Genomic DNA, 19,051 nt, shown 5'->3' on the forward strand with positions numbered 1-19,051 from the left:
TTGCGCGACAACCCAATGTCGGCGGCACCTCCACCGGGTAACGCGAATGCCCGATTACGGACCGGGCATCGTCTGATCAGAACCAGGCGTTGAGCGTGACGCTGCCGAAACGGCGCCAGTAACCACTGCCGCCGCCCGGCGAGCCGGCTTCGCTGTCGGAAATGCCGGCTGCTGCCCGCAGTTGCCAGCCGGGCCCGATATCGTAGGCGACCCAGCCTTCGAGCAGATAGTTGCGGCCGGATGCGCCGTTGCCGTCGCCATCGGTTTCGTCGTAGCGGCCAAATGCAGCCTTGGCGTAGTAGCTCCACGGGCGGATGTCGTCATAGATCGACATGAAGGCCCGGTATTCGAGATAGCGGTCCGGGTTGTAGTAGCCGCGATTGGCGCGGTTGATGTCCCACGGCCGGCTGTTTTCGAAGCGGTTGCCCTCGATGCCCAGCCGGATCTGCGGACGCGTCCACAGTGCGTAGTCCCCGCGCCAGGCGACGCGATTGCGCTGGTTGTCGTCGTCGAATTCGAGTCGTGCGACGCTGCCGGCGAAGCTCCAGCGCGGTGTCGGCGTGTAGGTCACACCGACCGACACGTCGCGGAAATTCACTTCGTTGCGCAGCGCACTGATGGTGTCGATGATGCCGCTGCCGGTTTCCGCGTCGATGCGCCACAGATCAGCCGGGACGTAGCGCAGGCGCGCACGCCACACCGTGCTCTGCCAGCCGTCGTAATCGCGTCGGCCGAGCGTGAAGCTGGGCCACAGCGTGCCGCGGCCACCGCGCACATCGCCCAGACGCAATCCGTAGGTCGCGCTGATTTCGCTGCCGCTGACTGTTCGGCGCGGCGAACGTGTTCCGGTTTCGTAGCCGCTGATCTGCGGCAGGCGTACGCCGACCTCGAAAAAATCGGTCGGCGAGCGTCGCCAGCCGGCCAGCGCGAACGGCGTGACGATGCGCAACCGGTCGGCGTCGTCAGACCAGTCGATGCCGGCCGAGGCATAGTGCTGCGTGTCGCGCCGGATCCGGTAATCGCGCAGCCACAGCGCGCCTTCGTCGGTGACATCGGCGAGCAGCGGCATCGCTTCGTCGGCGTGGCCGGCCCAGTACAGGGCGCGCGCCTTTGCCACGTTCAGGCCCGGATCCGCAGACGCATCCAGCCGGTCGAATTCGCCGACTGCTGCGCGATGCCGCCCGGCGAAATTATCGGATTGCGCCAGACCGAGTCGCGCATCGGCATCGCTTGGATCGGCCTGAAGCAGGGTGGCATAAATTTCCCGCGCACCGGCTGGATCGTCCGACCACAGCAGCGCGCGCGCCAGACCGCGCTGTGCAGCGCGGTCGTCCGGCTGGTCGGCGAGCAGCTTGCGCCATGCTTCGGCCGCGCAGGGGTGGCGGTCCAGCGCGGCACAGGCCTGCGCGAGGCCGCGCCAGGTTTCGGGCAGGCCGATGCCTTCGGCGTGCGCTTCCGAGAACAGCGAACGGGCAGCCGCTGCATCACCTGACCACAGAGTCTGCCAGGCCAGCGGCAGCAACCAGTCGGTGCGTCGTTCCGGCGCCAGTTGCAGTGCCTGTCGCCATGCCAGCGCCGACTCGGCGTTGCGGTCGGCATAACCCAGCACGCGCGCCACCTCGGCGGTGCGCTCGGCATCGGCGCGGTCGACGCGTGCCAGCTGTGCATAGGCGTCGAGTGCGCCAGTGTAGTCCTGCGCCGCAGTATGCGAGCGCGCCTGACCGAGCAGGGATTCGATCAGGCCGCGCCGGCTGTCGCTGACCGATGCCGCGTCCGACCAGCCATTCATTCTCTGCTGGAACAGCGCCGCCGCGCGTTCGAAGCGGCCGGCCCAGAGCGATTGCCAGGCGAGTGACGGGAGAATGTCTGCCTGCCGGGTGGGTGCCACGCGCAGTGCACGCTCGTACAGGTCGGCGGCAGCCTCGTTGCGGTCGGCAAATCCTTCGACGCGGGCGGCTTCGATCAGCAGGTCGGTGTCGTCCGGAAACTGGCTCACCAGAACGCGGTAGAGCTCGATCGCCGGCGCATAGTCACGCGCGCCAACGAGCAGGCGCGCTTCGTCGCGTTGCGGGTGGACCGCGAAAGCGGGCTTCACTGCGGTGAGCAGAACCATCAGTACGAGAGCGAGCGTCAGGGCAGGCAGTGCGCGCGTCATGGGGCGGAGTGCTGCGAGCAATTCATGTAGCAAAAGTATCAGGCCTCGCGCCCGGTCCGCGGCGTGTTCCACGTGATGGACTGTCGCGCAGGCGCAACAAACAGGTGGTGCAGCGACATGCAGGTGGTGATCGCAAGGAAGGCCCAGTAAACAAGCCGATAGAACACTGCGTAGGGGAAATAGCGCCAGATGCCTCGGTCATACCGGTGGTCGATCAGCGTGCCCAGAGCGAGCTGCATCAGGCACAGGGTGGCGATCACCATGCCCCACAGATTGGGCAGCGGCGAGGCGCCGACTGGCGGAAAGCCGATGGCCCACGATGCGATCCACAACGTGGTCATTGCCACGAACACAATGGCCCAGCAGATCGACAGCACCGACTCGATGAACATCGGCCACATGCGGCGGTAGCGCCAGTGCAGGATGACGTCGCGATGGCGGCGCAGCACCTGCATAAGGCCACGCGCCCAGCGCAGCCGCTGCCGGAAAAGCGCTCGAAAGTGTACCGGCACCGTCATCCACACGATGGCATGCGGTTCGTAACGGATGTCGTGAAAGTGGCGCTGCAGCTTCCAGGTCAGTTCGATGTCTTCGGTCGGCATGTCGGGCGAAAAGCCGCCGACCGACTGCACGGCGCTCTTGCGGAAGGCGGCCACCACGCCCGACACCGTCACGATGCGGCCCCAGATGCGCTGCGAACGTCGCAGCAGGCTGACGATGGACGTGAATTCGATCGCCTGCAGCCGGCTCAGGAAGGTATCGACGTTGCGCACCCGCGGGTTGCCGGTGACCGCTGCGACGCGGGCGCTCATGAAGTGCGGAACCAGGTGCCACAGGATGTCGGGCTCGGGCTCCGCATCGGCATCCATGATGAGCACGATGTCGCCGCGCAGCATCGGCAACGCGTCGTTCAGCGCCATCGCCTTGCCTTCGTTGATGCGCTTGTCGATCAGGCGCACCCGGCCTGTCTGCACGAAGGGCAGCACCTGGCGCACCGTACCGTCGCTGGAGCCGTCATTGACCACCACGATTTCGTAGTCCGGGTAATCGACGGCACATACCGCGACCAGCGAGCGCGCGATCACCGCGTCTTCGTTGTGCGCAGGAATCAGGATGCTGACCGGTGGCGAGAAGCTGCGGTCGGATGGCAGGGCACCCGGCTCGTCGCGCTCCCAGCGGAACACGAAGAACAGTGATGTAGTGATCCACACCAGGCTGGAAATGATGGGGTATGCAGCGAAGAAGAACAGCGCAACCGAGTAGGTCCCGGTGTACTGAAAGCTGATCAGCAGGCTTTCAAGCGCGTGCATGGCGGCAAGTCAGCCCTTGCCGAACAGTCGGGACACTCCTGGATCGACGCTGCGCGGCGCGAGACAGCGGTACAGCTTTCGGGAATCGACGACGCCGATCACCGTGATGCGCGCGGTGCGCAGCGTGGTCCAGTCAGCCACCACCGGGCGCCCGGCCCAGTCCTGCAGGTATTCGGCCTTCGCTTCCGGCAACCGGAGCCGGGGGCCCTTGAGCTTGAAAATCGCCAGATTGTGCAGCACCCAGTACAGCGTTATCGCCGGGCTGATGACCAGTGTGGCAACAATCATCCAGGCCAGTACGCCATAGTCGGGCAGGTCGCGGCCGACCAGCAGCCAGGCCCAGCCGAACAGGAACCACCCTGCGCCAACGACGAAGACATGCACCAGCCGCTGACCCGCGCTGCGCAGGGGCTCACGGCGCATCAGGCACGTTGCCGGACGGCGACTGCGATCAGGCCCAGCCCGCCGAGCAGCATCCACCACGTGGCAGGTTCGGGTACCGGCATTGGTTGGGACAGGGTGAGCAGGTTTTCGGTCGGCACAAGCGTCCAGTCTGTAGCCCCTTCGCGCGACCAGCGCAGGTCGACGACGCCGGCTTCGAGCCGGTTGTAGGCGCCCAGCTGAAAACGATACAGACCGACATCAAGCAGGATGTCCTGCTCGAAGCCGAGCCGGTCACGCGGATTGACGCCGTCCTTGACCAGCGACAACATCGCGCCGCCGGCGCCGTAAAGGTTGAAGAAGAAGCCGTCGTCGTACAGTACGCCGAAGTTATAGAGGCTCTTTTCGGTGATGCGGATGTAGCCATCGAAGCGCGACAGCCAGTTGGTCTGTGGCGCGCTCAGCGGCAATTCCAGCGTGGTGCCCCATTGCGCGGCGTACATCGCGTTGTAGAGCGTGTTGCCGAAATTCACCTGGCTCGCGATGCCGGTCCAGCGTTCGATGACGCCGGACTGGCCGACCGGCTGGTCGATCAGCGCATGCCAGTCGGCGATGCCCCAGATGCCGGTGCCCCAGGCAAAGTCGGAAATCGGTTGTCCACTGCCGTAGCTGAGCGTGGCTTCATCCCACAGTACTGTGCTGCCCTGCCAGTTTTCATCGATCTTGACGAACAGCGCATCCGCGCCACCACCGGTGCCGTAGCTTCCGGGGAGTGAAGGGGCCAGATCGACGGCAAGTGCGGCGAGGGGGGCCGCCATGACCGTCGCCAGCAAGGCCGAGAGCATCTTTTTCATGACTGTGGTGTCCGGATTGAGCGAAGTCCTGCTGCTCAGGATGCATGCTGACGTGCATCCTGGCTGCGCTTTCCCGCGATTATGTAATACAACCTAGGTTATGTGTCTGCAGACAGGCATGACACCTGTCACGGCCGTTTTCATGCAGGCCTGCGGGAATGCCAATTATTGTTACAACGGGCCTTTCGGCGCACCTTGGGGTGATCCAGGCCCCTGCATGCAGCGCATGCTCGCCCACGCCGTCGGCATTGCACGCTGCGCTTGCCCGGTCCGTTCTGCGCCACCGCAGCGCTGCCGCTATACTTCGCCGCGATTTGCGCGTGTCTGGCGCATCCAGGCACCATGCCGGCTCATGTGTCGGTGCCAGTTTTTCGTTCAATGACCAGTGACCGTCACGCCATGACCCCCGAGAAGCCCTTGATCCGTCCGTTGCGGCCATCTTTTTCTTCCGGACCTTGCGTGAAGCGTCCCGGCTGGACGCTGGCGGCGCTGGACGACGCTTTCATCGGCCGTTCGCACCGCGCACCGCAGGGCCTGGCCAAGCTGAAGGAGGTCATCGACCTGAGCCGCGCCGTGCTCGGTGTGCCCGATGACTACCGGATTGCCATCGTGCCGGGCTCGGATACCGGGGCGGTCGAAATGGCGCTGTGGTCGCTGCTTGGCGAGCGCGACGTCGATTGTCTGGCCTGGGAAACCTTCGGTCACAGCTGGGTGACCGACGTCGACAGCGTGCTGAAACTGGCCGGCGCCCGTACGTTTGCGGCGCCGTTCGGCTGCCTGCCTGACCTGAGCGCCGTCAATTGGGCGCACGACGTGGTGTTCACCTGGAATGGCACGACCGGCGGTGTGCGCGTGCCGTACGGTGACTGGATAGCCGACGACCGCAGCGGCCTGTCCATCTGCGACGCCACGTCGGCCGCCTTTGCGATGGAATTGCCGTGGCCGAAACTCGATGTGACCACCTGGTCATGGCAGAAGGTGCTCGGCGGCGAGGCGGCACACGGCATGATCGTGCTCAGCCCGCGCGCGGTCGAGCGGCTCGAACGCCATGCGCCCGCGTGGCCGGTGCCGAAGCTGTTCCGCATGACCAACAAGGCGGGCCTGATCGAAGACCTGTTTGCCGGCAGCACGATCAATACGCCGTCGATGCTGTGCGTCGAAGACCAGATCGATGCGCTGCGCTGGGCGGTGTCCATCGGCGGTCTGCCCGGCCTGATTGCGCGCAGCATGGCCAGCTTCGACGTGCTGGCGCGCTGGATCGATCGCAGTCACTGGGCGGCCTTCCTGGCCGACGATCCGGCGACCCGCTCGAACACCTCGGTCTGTCTGAAGATCGTCGACCCGTGGTTCGCTGCGCAGCCGACGGCCGCGCAGTGGGCACGGGTGCGCCGCATGTGCGCACTGCTCGAGCAGGAAGCGGCTGCGTTCGACGTTGCGGCCTATCGCGATGCGCCACCCGGCTTCCGCATCTGGTGCGGCGCCACCGTTGACGTCACAGACGTCGTCGCCCTGACGCCCTGGCTGGATTGGGCCTATGAAACCGTGAAGCAGGAATCCTCCGAATGAACCGCGCCATCCTGTTCGACTGCGACAGCACGCTGTCGACGATAGAAGGCATCGATGTGCTGGCCGAACAGGCCGGCGTGGTCGATCAGGTCGTGCCGCTGACCACGGCGGCGATGGACGGCCGACTGAAGCTTGAAGACGCCTACGCAGCGCGGCTGGACCTGATCCGGCCCGACGCAGCTGCCATCGAGGCGCTCGGCCAGCGCTACATCGATACGCGGGTGGAGGGCGCGTGCAAGGCGGTCGCCGCTCTGCGTGCGCTGGGCTGGCAGGTGCATGTGGTGAGTGGTGGCATTCGCCAGGCGGTGCTGGCGCTGGCGCGCCATCTCGGCGTGCCCGACGAGCGCGTGCACGCGGTCGACCTGCAGTTCGACGCCGCGGGTGCATACGCCGGTTTCGACCGCTCATCGCCGCTGGCGCGCAGCGGCGGCAAGGCCGAGGTGTGCCGGGTGGTGCTGGGCGAGGTCGACAGCGTCGTCATGGTGGGTGACGGCATCACCGATCTGGAAGCCGGCGACGCCGGCGCGACGGTGATCGGCTTCGGCGGTGTCGTGCGGCGCGACATCGTGGCGCGTCGCGCGCATCACTTCATCGATCGTGCCGACCTGCGTGAAGTCGTGAAGCTGGTTGCCACGCCGGAAGAATTCGACCGCGTCGACCTGCTGCTGCGTTGACCGTCAGCGCGCTGCGCCGGTGCGGCGCAGCGGCCCGAAGCACTGCTTCAGTTCTGGCGCCACGCACACGACGTGCTGGTCGCCTTCCGGGTTGAACTTCACGTACACGGTGTAAAGCTTGTTCGTGTCGTCTTCCTTCGAACCGGCGCAATCCGTGCCGCCGTGGTCCTTCAGGATGGTCGCCTCCAGCTTGTAGAAGCCTGTGTCCGAACCCTTCGGATCGAATACATAGGCCATTTCGCTGCGCTCTTCGCCGCTCTGCACCGAACCGCTGCCATCGACGCGGTACTCGTAGGTTTCGCTGCACTGCGCCGGATCGGTCCAGCTCCATGCACCGGCGAGCTGCGGCACGGGCGAAGCTGCGCGCTCGGCATCGGCCGGTACGGCCTGCGCGTGCTGTGCCAGAAGCAGGCTGAATGACAGCAGGCAGGCGAACTTCAATGAATGTGAGGGCATGACGGACTCCGTTGCGGGGCGTGTGAGTGATCGGCTGTACGACGCATTGTGGCAATCGACACCTTGTCCGACACGGGCCCCGTGCCCGAGTTCTTCCGGAACGGAACGATTTCGCGCGGCGATGTCGAAATGCGCGGATATCTTTCCAGACATGGCGCTGACTGCCCAAACCGGGCGCCTGCCGAGCCCCGAAGGACACACACATGGTTGACAGCGCAATCATCGCCCATCTTTTCAGCGTGGCGGCAGCCCTCTCGGGTTACCCGGCGATAGCGGAACCGGATCGACCGCTGCTCAGATTGATGACGCCCGCGGCGCTGGTCGAGGAAGTGTGCCCGGACGCACCGTCGGACTGCGAGAAGCTGGTGGCGCTGTACGACCACGAACGCCACCAGGTGCTGATGCGCTCGGATCTCGACCTGCAGGACGCAGCCGACAATTCCTTTCTGGTGCACGAATTCGTTCATGTGCTCGAAGCGCGCCACAGGGGTGCGGCGTATCAGCAGGATTGCGCGGCCACGCTGCGTTCGGAGCGCGAAGCCTACCGCGTGCAGAACGTCTATCTCGACAGGGAAGGGCGGCCGGAACGGCATGGCGGCATGCTCGCCCACCGCGTGTGTGCGGCGGATCAGCCGGGCGGCAGCGGCACCATGAAGCTGGAAATGGCGCCCGCGGGCCCGCGCGACGAGCAGGCCCTGGAGGCCTTCATGCAGGACCTGAACCGGCGCGACGCGTCACCGGCGCGTCGCCGGTGACGGTCGATCGGCGGCATCACAGCAGCACGCGCTCGATGCCGCCGTTGTTGGCCTGGTCGATGTAGCGCTCCGCCCAATCGGCGCCGAGCAGATGACGCGCCATCTCGACCACGATGTAGTCGGCCTGCGTTGCGCTGTCGTTGTCATAGCGCGACAGGCCCTGCAGGCAGGACGGGCAGGAGGTCAGTATCTTCACCTCGCCCTTGAAACCGTCCGCGCGTTGCACATCGGCACCCTTGCGCATCTCTTCTTCCTTGCGGAAGCGCACCTGGGTGGAAATGTCCGGCCGGCTGACCGCCAGCGTGCCGCTTTCGCCGCAGCAGCGGTCATTCAGCGCGACTTTCGAACCGTCCGCCGTGCCGATCAGCTGATTGACCACCTTCAGCGGTGCGTGGGTCTTCATCGGCGTGTGGCAAGGGTCGTGATACATGTAGCGCACACCTTCCACGCCTTCGAGCTTCACGCCCTTTTCCATCAGGTATTCGTGGATGTCGAGCAGTCGGCAGCCGGGGAATATCTTGTCGAACTCGTACTTCTGCAGCTGGTCCATGCAGGTCCCACAGGACACGATGACCGTCTTGATGTCGAGGTAATTCAGCGTGTTGGCCACGCGGTGGAACAGCACCCGGTTCGAGGTGCTGATCTGCTGGCCCTTTTCGGCTTCGCCGCCAGCGGTCTGCGGGTAGCCGCAGCACAGATAGCCTGGCGGCAGCACGGTCTGCGCGCCGACGTGGTACAGCATGGCCTGTGTGGCCAGCCCGACCTGCGAAAACAGACGTTCCGAACCGCAGCCCGGAAAGTAGAACACCGCTTCCTGCTCATCCGACGCGCGCTTCGGGTTGCGGATGACCGGCACGATGGCGGCGTCTTCGATATCGAGCAGTGCGCGCGAGGTGCGTTTCGGCAACTTGCCCGGCATCGGCTTGTTGATGAAATGGATCACCTGCGCCTTGATCGGCGGGCGGCCGAGCGTCGGTGGCGGGTTCTTCGTCTGCCGGTCGATCAGGCCGAGCGCCTTGCCAACCTTGTGGCCGAGCCGTTGAGCCTTGTAGCCGACGCCCATCATCGCCACGCGCAGCGCCTTGATGGTGGCCGGATCGGTCGCGTTCAGGAAGGCCATCGATGCGGCCGTGCCCGGGTTGAACTTGCGCTTGCCCTGCTTGCGCAAGGCGTTGCGCATGGCGATCGACACGTCGCCGAAGTCGATGTCCACCGGACAGGGATTGGCGCACTTGTGGCACACCGTGCAGTGGTCGGCGACGTCGCTGAATTCGTCGAAGTGGCGAAGCGACACACCGCGCCGCGTCTGTTCCTCGTACAGGAAGGCCTCGATCAGCAGCGAAGTGGCGAGAATCTTGTTGCGCGGCGAGTACAGCAGATTGGCGCGCGGCACATGGGTAGAACACACCGGCTTGCACTTGCCGCAGCGCAGGCAGTCCTTGATCGATGTGGCGATCTGGCCGACGTCGCTCATTTCCATGATCAGCGATTCGGTGCCGAGCAGCGAGAACGAGGGCGTGTAGGCGCGCGACAGGTCACCACCCGGCAGCAGCTTGCCGGCGTTGAAGTGGCCATCCGGATCGACCCGCCGCTTGTAGTCGATGAAGGGTGCCAGTTCGTCGTCGGTCAGGAATTCGAGCTTGGTGATGCCGATGCCGTGCTCGCCCGAAATGACGCCGCCGAGCGAACGCGCCAGCGCCATGATGCGGGCGACCGCCGCATTGGCTTCCTGCAGCATGTCGTAGTTGTCGGAATTCACCGGGATGTTGGTGTGCACATTGCCGTCGCCGGCATGCATGTGCAGCGCGACGAACACCCGGCTGCGCAGAACGGCTTTCTGCTCCGCCTCGATGCGTTCGAGGATGGGCCGGTACATCGCACCGTCGAAAATCTCTTCCAGCAGCGGCTTCAGTTCGCGCTTCCACGACACGCGCACCGAGTAGTCCTGCAGCCGGTGGAACAGCGTCGGCGACGCCGCGCGGTTGAGCAGCGGACCGACCTCGACGCCGAGCGAAAGAATGATCGCTTCGGCCCGCTCCAGCGGCATGTCCAGGTTGTCGCGCAGCCACTGCCAGCGACCGCGCACTGCGGCCACCTGCTGCAGCGCCTGCGTGCGCCGGTCGCCGAGCAGCTGGTCGGCGTCGATGTTGGCGTCACCGGCGTGCAGCGGCAGCTCGCCGCGCAGCACGGTCACCAGCGCATCGCAGAAGCGCAGCTTGCTGGCGATCGACAGTTCGATGTTGATGCGTTCGATGCCGTCGCAGTAGTCGCCCATGCGCGGCAGCGGAATCACCACGTCTTCGTTGATCTTGAAGGCATTGGTGTGGCGCGCGATGGCGGCGGTGCGGGCGCGGTCGAGCCAGAAGGTCTTGCGCGATTCGGCCGACACCGCGATGAAGCCTTCGGCGCCGCGCTGGTTGCACAGGCGCACGACTTCCGACGCGGCGGCCATGACGGTCGTTTCGTCGTCGCCGACGATGTCGCCGATCAGCACCATCTTCGGCCGGCCGTGGCGGCGTGCCTTGGTGGCGTAGCCGACCGCGCGCACATAGCGCTCGTCCAGATGCTCCAGGCCGGCAAGCAGCACACGCGCGTTGCCTGCCTTCGGAAGGGCGTCGAGGTAGTCCTTGATTTCGACGATGGCCGGCACCGCCTCGCGTACCTGGCCGAAAAACTCCAGACAGACGGTGCGGGTGACCGGCGGCAACTTGTGCAGGATCCAGCGCGCGCTGGTGATCAGGCCGTCGCAACCTTCCTTCTGCACGCCGGGCAGGCCGGACAGGAACTTGTCGGTGACGTCCTTGCCCAGGCCTTCCTTGCGAAAGCGGGCGCCCGGGACTTCGAGCGTTTCGGCGTCGCCGCGCGGCGTCCTGCCGTCGGCCTCGAAGTGCTGGATGGCGAAGCGCACGCGCGCCGCGTCGTGGATCTTGCCGAGGTTATGGTCGAGCCGGGTCACTTCGAGCAGGAAGCCGTCTGCATCGACCATGCGCCAGCTGGCCAGATTGTCGAGCGCCGTACCCCACAGCACGGCCTTCTTGCCGCCGGCATTGGTCGCGATGTTGCCGCCTATGCACGAGGCGTCGGCCGACGTCGGATCACAGGCGAACACCAGTCCGGCGTGCTCCGCCGCATCCATCACGCGCCGCGTCACCACGCCGGCACCGGTGCGGATGGTGGCGTAGGGCGCCGCGAGCCCCGGCAGCACGGTCGATTCGACCGGGCCGATGTCGATCAGCTTTTCGGTGTTGATGACCGCCGACGTCGCCGTCAGCGGCACGGCGCTGCCGGTGTAACCGGTGCCGCCGCCGCGCGGAATGATGGTCAGCCCGAGTTCGATGCAGCCGCGCACCAGCGGCGCGATTTCGTCTTCGGTATCCGGATACAGCACGACCATCGGGTATTCGACCCGCCAGTCGGTGGCGTCGGTCACGTGCGACACGCGGGCCAGACCGTCAAAGGCGATGTTCGCTTCGCGCGTGTGGCGGCCGAGCACCTTGACGATGCGCCGGCGCAGCTCGCGCACGGTGGCAAAATGCGCCGCGAAGGCGTCCACCGCGGCGCGCGCGGCCAGCAGCAGCTCACCCACCTTGCGATCGCGTTCCAGCGTCGCAGCATCACCGCTGCGCTGGCGCCGCTGCTCGATCTCGCCCAGTCTATGGTGCATCGCACCGACCAGCGCAGCCTGCCGCTTCGGATTGTCGAGCAGGTCGTCTTCAAGGTAGGGGTTGCGCTGCACGACCCAGATGTCGCCCAGCACTTCGTACAGCATGCGCGCGGAACGGCCGGTCAGACGTTCGCCGCGCAGGCTGGCGAGCGTGTCCCACATGGGCTCGCCGAGCAGCCGGATCACGATTTCGCGATCGGACAGCGAGGTGTAGTTGTACGGTATTTCGCGCAGTCGGGTAGGTTCGCGCGAAGCTTGCAAATCGATGAGCGCGGTGGCGGATTCCATCAACAAGCCGTGTAGAGGTTCGGGGACGCATTATACGTCCGCTGGTTGTGCACTGCGCCAGACTGGAAACGATATGCGCCGATAACCGTCCACCGGCAGTCCGTATTCCCGGCTCGACTGAACTTTCGATCGTCGGCCACTTCACCTCCACTTCAGGATGTCTTTTGGATACCCTCACTCACGCCCTGTCCGGCGCGCTGCTCGGACGCTTGATTGCCCGCCCGCCCGACCCGGCAAGGCCGGCGCCGAAACCTTGGCAGATGGTGGTCGCCGGCGCAGCAGCCGCGACCTTTCCCGATCTCGATTTCGTGCTCGGCTATGTGTCGGAGCTGACCTATCTGCGCGGCCACAGAGGCGTCACGCATTCGGTTCTGCTGCTGCCGTTGTGGGGGCTGCTGATCGCCTGGCTGCTGGCGCGGGTGCCGAAGATGCGCGCGCCGGGCATCGACTGGCCTGCCTTTTACGTCGTGGTGTGTGCCGGCATCGGCATCCACATCCTCGGCGACCTGATCACGCAGTTCGGCACGATGATCCTGGCGCCTTTTTCCGATCGTCGCTTTGGCTGGGGCACCACGTTCATCATCGACCTGCCGCTGACCGGGCTGCTTGTTGCGGGGCTGGTGGCGAGCGCGCTGTGGCGGCGCAGCCGCGCACCGGCCGCATTCGGGCTGATGGCGGTGTGCGCATGGGTGGGCGTCGGCGCCGTCGGAAAGTCGGAAGCCATCGATGCTGCGCGGCGCCATGCGATGGAACAGGGCATCACCGCGGTCGCGCTCGACGCGATTCCCCGTCCGGCTTCGCCCTTCAACTGGACCGCGGTGATCGACGACGGAGAGCGCTTCCATACCGCGCACATAAATACGCGGCGCAGCGAAGTCATGGAGGCCGGGCCGGACGACAATCTGATCCGTCGCCTGTCTTCACATTACCGGCCGGTGACGATGGCGCACTGGCAGGTGCGCGAGCGTTTCGGCAACGGAGGCTATGGCGAGGTGCGCGAACAGGTGCGCGCCGTCTGGTCGGCGCCGGATTTCGCCTTCTTCCGCTGGTTCGCGATGTTTCCGGTGCTCGACAGCGTCGGCGGCGCGGCGGGCGGGGCCTGCGTCAGCTTTCGCGATCTGCGCTTCGAGACGCCCGGGCGCGACAGCCTGCCGTTCCGATACGGGCTGTGCGAGAGCAGCGCCGGATGGGCGCTGGTCGAACGAACGATGGCGGGCTGGCGAAAGCTGAGCGGTCGCTGAACGAAAAAAAGCCGGGCCGGCAGTCCGCAGACCACCGGCCCGGCCTTCACTGTGCCGGCAGCTCAGTACCTCACCGCCACCGTCAGCTGAATGGCACGCTCGGTACCCGGCACGGCGAAGCCGCCGTTTTCGTACAGCGCCTCGTAGTAGCGTTTGTTGAACAGGTTGAGCACGTTCAGACGAACATCGTAGCGCCGCTGTTCATAGGCCAGCATCAGGTCGGCGCGCACGAAGCTCGGTGCCTGCGCGATGGCGACCGGGGCGGTGCCGCCGGTACCGTAGGCGAGGCGATTGCCCTTGGCTTCGAGGCCGCCGCCGACGCGCCAGGCCGGCGTGATGCGATAGGTGGTCCACAGATTACCGGTGTAGCGCGGCGTATTGCGAGGACGCAGGCCCACGATGTTGGGGTTGTTTGTCGCGAACACCTCGTCGATTTCTGCCCGCATCAGTGCAATACCGCCGAACACATCCCACTGCGGCGTGATGCGGCCGGCCGCCTCGATTTCGAAACCGTCGGTGTGGCGTTCCTTCGACAGCACGGCGGTGTTCGCCTGTTCGAGATCGGTATTGCGCTCGTTGAACTTGGTGGCGCGGTACAACGCGGTACGCAGCGACAGCGCGCCGTCGAACAGTTCCCACTTGGTGCCCAGTTCCACCGTGCGGCTGCGCTCGGCGTCGTAGCGGATGCCGTTGTTCAACTGGTACAGGTCGGCGGTCGGATTGAACGAATCGCTCCACGCGAAGTAGTAGGTCTGCACGTCGCTGGGCTGGAACAGCAGACCGCTGCGATAGCTCCACTCGCTGTACTTCAGGTTGAAGGCGGTCGTCGCCAGCGTGGTCGAATTCAGCGTGTGGTAATCGGCATCCATGTGGTCATGGCGCAGGCCGAGCAGCAGCTTCCAGTGCGGCATGAATTCGATCTGGTCCTGCGCATAGACACCGATCGAATCGCCTTCATAACCCGCAGGGTTGAACCGGACGCGGTTGCCGTAGGCGGCCGGGACCGCGACATCCGGATCCGGGTTGCCGACCGTGGTGGTCGGCGCAGTGACGTTGACCGATGTGTAGGACCAGCGATCGGCCTTTTCGCGCAGCAGTTCGAGACCGAACAGGGCTTCGTGCTTCATGCCGGCGAGCGCGAACTTCGTCGTCAGGTCGCTCTGCAGCGTGTAGGTGCTTTCTTCACCACCGCGCGCCTGACGGCCGCGCGTGATGACGGTGGCGTCGTTCACCGTTGCCGTGGTCGTGCCGCCCGGCAGACGCGGTGCCACCGCCCACAGGTCGCGCTTGTAGTCGGCGTAGCGGGCGACGGTGCGCAGTTCGGTGTCGGGCGAGAAGCGATGCGTCCAGATGCCGGTCGTGATGTTGGTGTCGTTCTGCTCGTAATCGGACGACGTGCCATAGAAGCGGCTGGCCGATACGTCGAGTGGCTTGCGTGTGACCTGGGAGCGCGTGATCGCGCCCGGACGGGCGACGAAGGGCACACCGTAGTCCGGCACGTTCTTCGTCGTGTAGTACAGATGGCCGATCGAGAATTCGTCGGCGGTGCCGATGCCCCAGCGCAGCGTCGGCGCGATGCCTTCGCGGTCCGATTCGACACCGTTGCGCGAACTTTCCGCGTCGGTCTTCATCGCGCTGATGCGCAGTGCCATGTTTTCACCGAGCACCTTGTTCACATCCGCGGTGACGCGACCGTACTCATAGCTGCCGACGGTGGCCGACACTTCGGTGCGATCGACCAGGCCCGGCTGCTTGCTGACCCGGTTGATGACGCCGCCCGCCTGACCGCGGCCGAACAGCATGGCGGCCGAGCCGCGCAGCACGTCGATCTGCTCGACGTGGAACACCTCGCGGTTGTACTGGGCGACGTCGCGGATGCCGTCCATATACAGATCGCCGAACGAATAGAACCCGCGCAGCATGATGTTGTCGCCGATGCGGCCGCCTTCGCCGGAATTGAAGGTGAGGCCGGCAACATGGCGCAGCGCGTTCTTCATCGTGTCGGAGTTGCTGTCCAGCATGAGCTGTTCGGTCACCGTGGTGATCGCCTGCGGAATGTCCTTGGCCAGTTGATTCGTCCTGGCCGAACGGACGATGCCCGACTGGTAGCCGTTGTTCGGTGAATTCGGGCGCTCGCGCGTGTCGCTCACCTGAACTTCAGGCAGTACGGGGGTCGTGCCGGAGGGGGCGGTCTGTTGTGCCTGGGCGACATTGCCGGTCGACAGCGCCATCAGCATGGCGGCCGCCAGCGACAGCGGCTGCTGCGGGGGAGTGCGGGTCATCTGAGTCAGTCCTGGAGTGAAGTTGTCGGGACTGGCTTGCAGAGAGGCTGGCTGGTCCGCGGTCTGTCTGGTGGGTACACCGGCAGCGACGCGGGGCGGACTATAATCGAGAATGATTCTTGTTAAAATTAGCGCTGTAATCAATTGATGCGCGAACGCAACAGCGACCGACCTGCGCGGGATGGGCAGCCGCCCTTCATCTCTTTTGCCCGGATCGCGCCAGAATGGCGGGCTTCGCAGCACACTCCGCAAGTCGCGCCTTGCGTCTGCCACCGGATCACGGACACCTTGAATGACCTTGCCTGACACTGAAATGCGGCTCAGCGATGCCGAAACCGGCGCGCCCATGGTGGTAATCGGACTTGACGACCGTGCCGGACTGCCGGACCTGCAGAGGCGCCTGCGCGAGCTGGGTTTCATGGAGGGCGAACCGGTGTGCGTGCTGCGTCGCGGGCAGCCGGGCGGCGAGCCGCTGGCGGTGCGCATCGGCGCGTCGACCTTTGCGCTGCGCCGCATCGAAGCCGCCTGCGTGCGCGTCGCCGCCAGGCTCGTCACATGACAGCCGCGATTCCCATCGACAGCAGCCGCCTGGCACCGCCCATGCTGGCGCTGGTGGGGAATCCGAATTGCGGCAAGACGGCGCTGTTCAATCTGCTGACCGGCAGTCACCAGAAGGTGGCCAATTACGCCGGCGTCACGGTCGAGCGCAAGGAAGGCTGGCTGCGCACGCCGGCCGGCAGACGCCTGGCTGTGCTCGACCTGCCTGGCACCTATAGCCTGGCGCCGAATTCACCGGACGAACAGGTGACCTGCGATGTACTCGCCGGTCGGCTGCCGGGTGAGCGTCGCCCCGATCTGGTACTGGCGGTGGTCGATGCGACCCAGCTGGCGCGCCAGCTGCGACTGGTGCTGGGCCTGCGACGGCTCGGTCGACCGCTGGTCGTCGTGCTCAACATGACCGACCTCGCACGGGCACGCGGTATCGATGTCGATGTCGAGGCCTTGTCGCGCGCGCTGGGCGTCCCGGTCGTATCGACCGTCGCGGTGCGCGGCGGCGGCGCCGATGCGCTGTTCAGGTTGCTGGATGCAGCGCTGCCTTCGGCGGCGCCCGCAGCCTCCGCCGGCAGCGTGGCGGATGACTACCGGCAGGTGAAGGACATCCTGACGACGCTGGGTCTCGATCGCGTGCCGGCGCACGCCTTCACCGATCGCGTCGATCGAGTGCTGCTGCATCCATTGGCCGGTCCGCTGCTGCTGTTCGCGCTGCTGTTCCTGATCTTCCAGGCGGTGTTCGCGTGGGCCGAGGCGCCGATGGGCTGGATCGAAGCGGCGACGGCGCTGCTTGGTGATGCCGTCGCCCATGTGCTGCCGGATGGCCTGCTGCGCAGCCTGCTGGCAGATGGACTGATCGCAGGACTGGGCGGCGTGCTGGTGTTCCTGCCGCAGATCGTCATCCTGTTCTTCTTCATTCTGGTGCTGGAGGAATCCGGCTACCTGCCGCGCGCCGCCTTCCTGCTCGATCGGCTGATGGGCGGCGTCGGCCTGTCCGGGCGTGCCTTCATTCCGCTGCTGTCGAGCTTTGCCTGTGCGATCCCCGGCATCATGGCCACGCGCACCATCCAGAATCCGCGCGACCGCTGGGTGACCATCATGATTGCGCCGCTGATGACCTGCTCCGCCCGGCTGCCGGTGTATGCGCTGCTGATCGGCGCCTTCATTCCGGCGCGCCGCGTGGCCGGCGGACTGGAACTGCAGGGGCTGGTGCTGTTCGCGCTCTATCTCGCCGGCATCGTGTCGGCGGTGGCGGTGGCCTGGCTGCTCAAGCGGCTCGGCTCGAAAGACCGGCAGCACACGCTGCTGATGGAGCTGCCGGACTATCACTGGCCGTCGCTGCGCAATCTGGCGATCGGACTTTGGCAGCGCGTGCTCATTTTCCTGCAGCGGGTCGGCGGCATCATTCTCGCGCTCACCGTGCTGCTGTGGTTTCTGGCCAGCTTTCCGGCCGCACCGGCGGACTTCGCAGGCGCGCCGATCGAATACAGCTTCGCCGGCCGGCTCGGTCATTTCCTGCTGCCGCTGTTCGAGCCCATCGGCTTCAACTGGCAGATCGCGGTGGCGCTGGTACCCGGCATGGCGGCGCGTGAAGTCGCGGTGAGTGCGCTCGGCACGGTGTATGCACTGTCGGCCACGGCAGACGATACCGCGCAGGCGCTGGTGCCGCTGATCGTCGCCGGCTGGAGTCTGCCGACCGCGCTGTCGCTGCTCGCCTGGTATGTATTCGCGCCGCAGTGCCTGTCGACGCTCGCCACGGTGCGGCGCGAAACCGGCGGCTGGAGCGCGCCGCTGCTGATGGCGGGCTATCTGTTCGCGCTGGCGTATGCGGCCTCGTTCGTCACCTACCGCATCGCGCTGGCCTGCTGCACATGAGCCTTTCCGTGACCGATCTGCTGGCGCTGGTCATCGTCGGTCTGGCGGCGTGGAAGGTGATGCGCGTCGCCCGGGCGCGGCTGAGTCCGCCTGCCGAGTCGGGTAGCAAGTCGGATGCCGATGCGGGCAGCGATGGAGGCGATGACGGCTGCAATGGTTGCCGTCAGTGCCCGGGGCGCTCGTCGCGCCGGTGAGCGCTGAGCGCGCGTCAGGTGGCCGGCTCGGCCATCAGCAGCGGGCGTGAGGTCTGCGGGTCTACCCAGACGCGGCACTCCAGTCCGAAGGCGTCCGCCAGCGCGGTCGACTGCAGCACTTCGAACGGCGAGCCGTCGGCCCGGATGCGGCCGTCGGCCAGCAATACCAGACGGTCGGCGTAACGGGCGGCGAGATTGAGGTCATGCACGATGGCCAGCACGCCGGTCATGCGGCTGTGCGCGCGATCGCGCGCGCAGGCCAGCACGCGGTGCTGCCAGGCGATGTCCAGGGCGGCGACCGGTTCATCGAGCAGCAGGAAATGTTCGCCGGGCGTGCCGCGCCAGATCTGTGCCAGTGCACGCGCCAGATGCACGCGCGCCTGCTCGCCGCCGGACAGCGTGCTGCACAGCCGATCGGCCATGGTCTCGCAGCCGGTCAGCGTCATCGCGGCACGCGCGATGGCGCGATCGTCGGCGCCCGGCCGGCCGCCGTGATGCGGGAAACGGCCGAGCGCGACCACCTGCTGTACCGAGTAGTCGAGATCGCTGCGCTGGTGCTGGGCGTGCACCGCACGCAGCGTGGCCAGCTCGGCGGCGGGAATGTGGCGCAAAGGGCGCCCGTTGCACGACACGGCATCGCTTGCGGCGTCGATGTCGCCGGACAGCGCACGCAGCAGCGTGGTCTTGCCAGCGCCATTGGGGCCGATCAGGGCCAGCATTTCGCCGGGTCGCACATCGATCGACACGTCGTCGATCAGCCGGCGCTGACCGGCCATGACGGTGAGGTGGCGGGCGCTCAGCATG

Annotated in this window: 15 protein-coding genes; 7 read left to right on the forward strand and 8 right to left on the reverse strand. The window is 66.1% G+C overall.

Annotated elements, in window-relative coordinates; genetic code table 11:
• Window positions 1–76: 76 nt before the first annotated feature.
• The 4 genes from BSY238_RS16345 to BSY238_RS16360 are packed head-to-tail and all read right to left on the reverse strand — an operon-like array spanning window position 77 to window position 4,700.
• Window positions 77–2,155, reverse strand: coding sequence for a tetratricopeptide repeat protein (locus tag BSY238_RS16345; protein ID WP_069040083.1), 2,079 nt, complete (start codon window positions 2,153–2,155; stop codon window positions 77–79).
• 38 nt (window positions 2,156–2,193) lie between these two features.
• Window positions 2,194–3,465 (reverse strand): glycosyltransferase, encoded by a 1,272-nt coding sequence (locus tag BSY238_RS16350; RefSeq protein ID WP_069040084.1) that lies wholly within the window; start codon window positions 3,463–3,465, stop codon window positions 2,194–2,196.
• 9 nt (window positions 3,466–3,474) lie between these two features.
• The gene (locus BSY238_RS16355; protein WP_069040085.1) at window positions 3,475–3,888 is read right to left on the reverse strand and encodes a hypothetical protein; all 414 of its coding nucleotides are present in this window, start codon (window positions 3,886–3,888) and stop codon (window positions 3,475–3,477) included.
• On the reverse strand, window positions 3,888–4,700 hold the full coding sequence (locus BSY238_RS16360) for a PEPxxWA-CTERM sorting domain-containing protein (protein WP_150123963.1): 813 nt from the start codon (window positions 4,698–4,700) through the stop codon (window positions 3,888–3,890). The genes BSY238_RS16355 and BSY238_RS16360 overlap by 1 nt, the downstream gene beginning before the upstream one ends.
• A gap of 459 nt (window positions 4,701–5,159) precedes the next feature.
• On the opposite strand from BSY238_RS16360, the gene BSY238_RS16365 reads away from it, so the two are divergent.
• Both BSY238_RS16365 and BSY238_RS16370 read left to right on the forward strand, forming a co-directional pair.
• The gene (locus BSY238_RS16365; protein ID WP_236952602.1) at window positions 5,160–6,266 is read left to right on the forward strand and encodes a phosphoserine transaminase; all 1,107 of its coding nucleotides are present in this window, start codon (window positions 5,160–5,162) and stop codon (window positions 6,264–6,266) included.
• Entirely contained in the window at window positions 6,263–6,940 is a 678-nt protein-coding gene (locus BSY238_RS16370) for an HAD-IB family phosphatase (protein WP_069040087.1), read from the forward strand. The genes BSY238_RS16365 and BSY238_RS16370 overlap by 4 nt, the downstream gene beginning before the upstream one ends.
• Before the next feature lie 3 nt (window positions 6,941–6,943).
• Here the strand turns inward: BSY238_RS16370 and BSY238_RS16375 are convergent, their stop codons facing one another.
• The gene (locus BSY238_RS16375; protein ID WP_069040088.1) at window positions 6,944–7,396 is read right to left on the reverse strand and encodes a hypothetical protein; all 453 of its coding nucleotides are present in this window, start codon (window positions 7,394–7,396) and stop codon (window positions 6,944–6,946) included.
• 203 nt (window positions 7,397–7,599) lie between these two features.
• Between BSY238_RS16375 and BSY238_RS16380 the strand changes: the two genes are divergently transcribed.
• On the forward strand, window positions 7,600–8,151 hold the full coding sequence (locus tag BSY238_RS16380) for a hypothetical protein (protein WP_069040089.1): 552 nt from the start codon (window positions 7,600–7,602) through the stop codon (window positions 8,149–8,151).
• Between the two features lie 16 nt (window positions 8,152–8,167).
• Here the strand turns inward: BSY238_RS16380 and BSY238_RS16385 are convergent, their stop codons facing one another.
• Window positions 8,168–12,103, reverse strand: coding sequence for a DUF3683 domain-containing protein (locus BSY238_RS16385; RefSeq protein ID WP_069040090.1), 3,936 nt, complete (start codon window positions 12,101–12,103; stop codon window positions 8,168–8,170).
• Between the two features lie 164 nt (window positions 12,104–12,267).
• Between BSY238_RS16385 and BSY238_RS16390 the strand changes: the two genes are divergently transcribed.
• Entirely contained in the window at window positions 12,268–13,344 is a 1,077-nt protein-coding gene (locus tag BSY238_RS16390) for a metal-dependent hydrolase (protein WP_069040091.1), read from the forward strand.
• Window positions 13,345–13,406: 62 nt separating this feature from the next.
• Here the strand turns inward: BSY238_RS16390 and BSY238_RS16395 are convergent, their stop codons facing one another.
• Entirely contained in the window at window positions 13,407–15,626 is a 2,220-nt protein-coding gene (locus BSY238_RS16395; RefSeq protein WP_069040092.1) for a TonB-dependent receptor, read from the reverse strand.
• 292 nt (window positions 15,627–15,918) lie between these two features.
• On the opposite strand from BSY238_RS16395, the gene BSY238_RS16400 reads away from it, so the two are divergent.
• From BSY238_RS16400 to BSY238_RS16410, 3 genes are read left to right on the forward strand one after another with little or no spacing between them, the layout of a single operon-like run.
• Window positions 15,919–16,185, forward strand: coding sequence for a FeoA family protein (locus BSY238_RS16400; protein ID WP_223300181.1), 267 nt, complete (start codon window positions 15,919–15,921; stop codon window positions 16,183–16,185).
• Window positions 16,182–18,053: a ferrous iron transporter B gene (feoB, locus tag BSY238_RS16405; protein WP_069040094.1), complete on the forward strand. Its 1,872-nt coding sequence runs from the start codon at window positions 16,182–16,184 to the stop codon at window positions 18,051–18,053. Before BSY238_RS16400 ends, feoB begins: the two co-directional genes overlap by 4 nt.
• Entirely contained in the window at window positions 18,050–18,247 is a 198-nt protein-coding gene (locus tag BSY238_RS16410) for a hypothetical protein (protein ID WP_069040095.1), read from the forward strand. The genes feoB and BSY238_RS16410 overlap by 4 nt, the downstream gene beginning before the upstream one ends.
• Before the next feature lie 14 nt (window positions 18,248–18,261).
• Here the strand turns inward: BSY238_RS16410 and BSY238_RS16415 are convergent, their stop codons facing one another.
• Complete coding sequence (locus BSY238_RS16415) at window positions 18,262–19,050, reverse strand: heme ABC transporter ATP-binding protein (protein ID WP_069040096.1); 789 nt, start codon at window positions 19,048–19,050, stop codon at window positions 18,262–18,264.
• Window position 19,051: the final 1 nt, after the last annotated feature.

The sequence above is a fragment of the Methyloversatilis sp. RAC08 genome (assembly GCF_001713355.1).
GTDB lineage: Bacteria > Pseudomonadota > Gammaproteobacteria > Burkholderiales > Rhodocyclaceae > Methyloversatilis.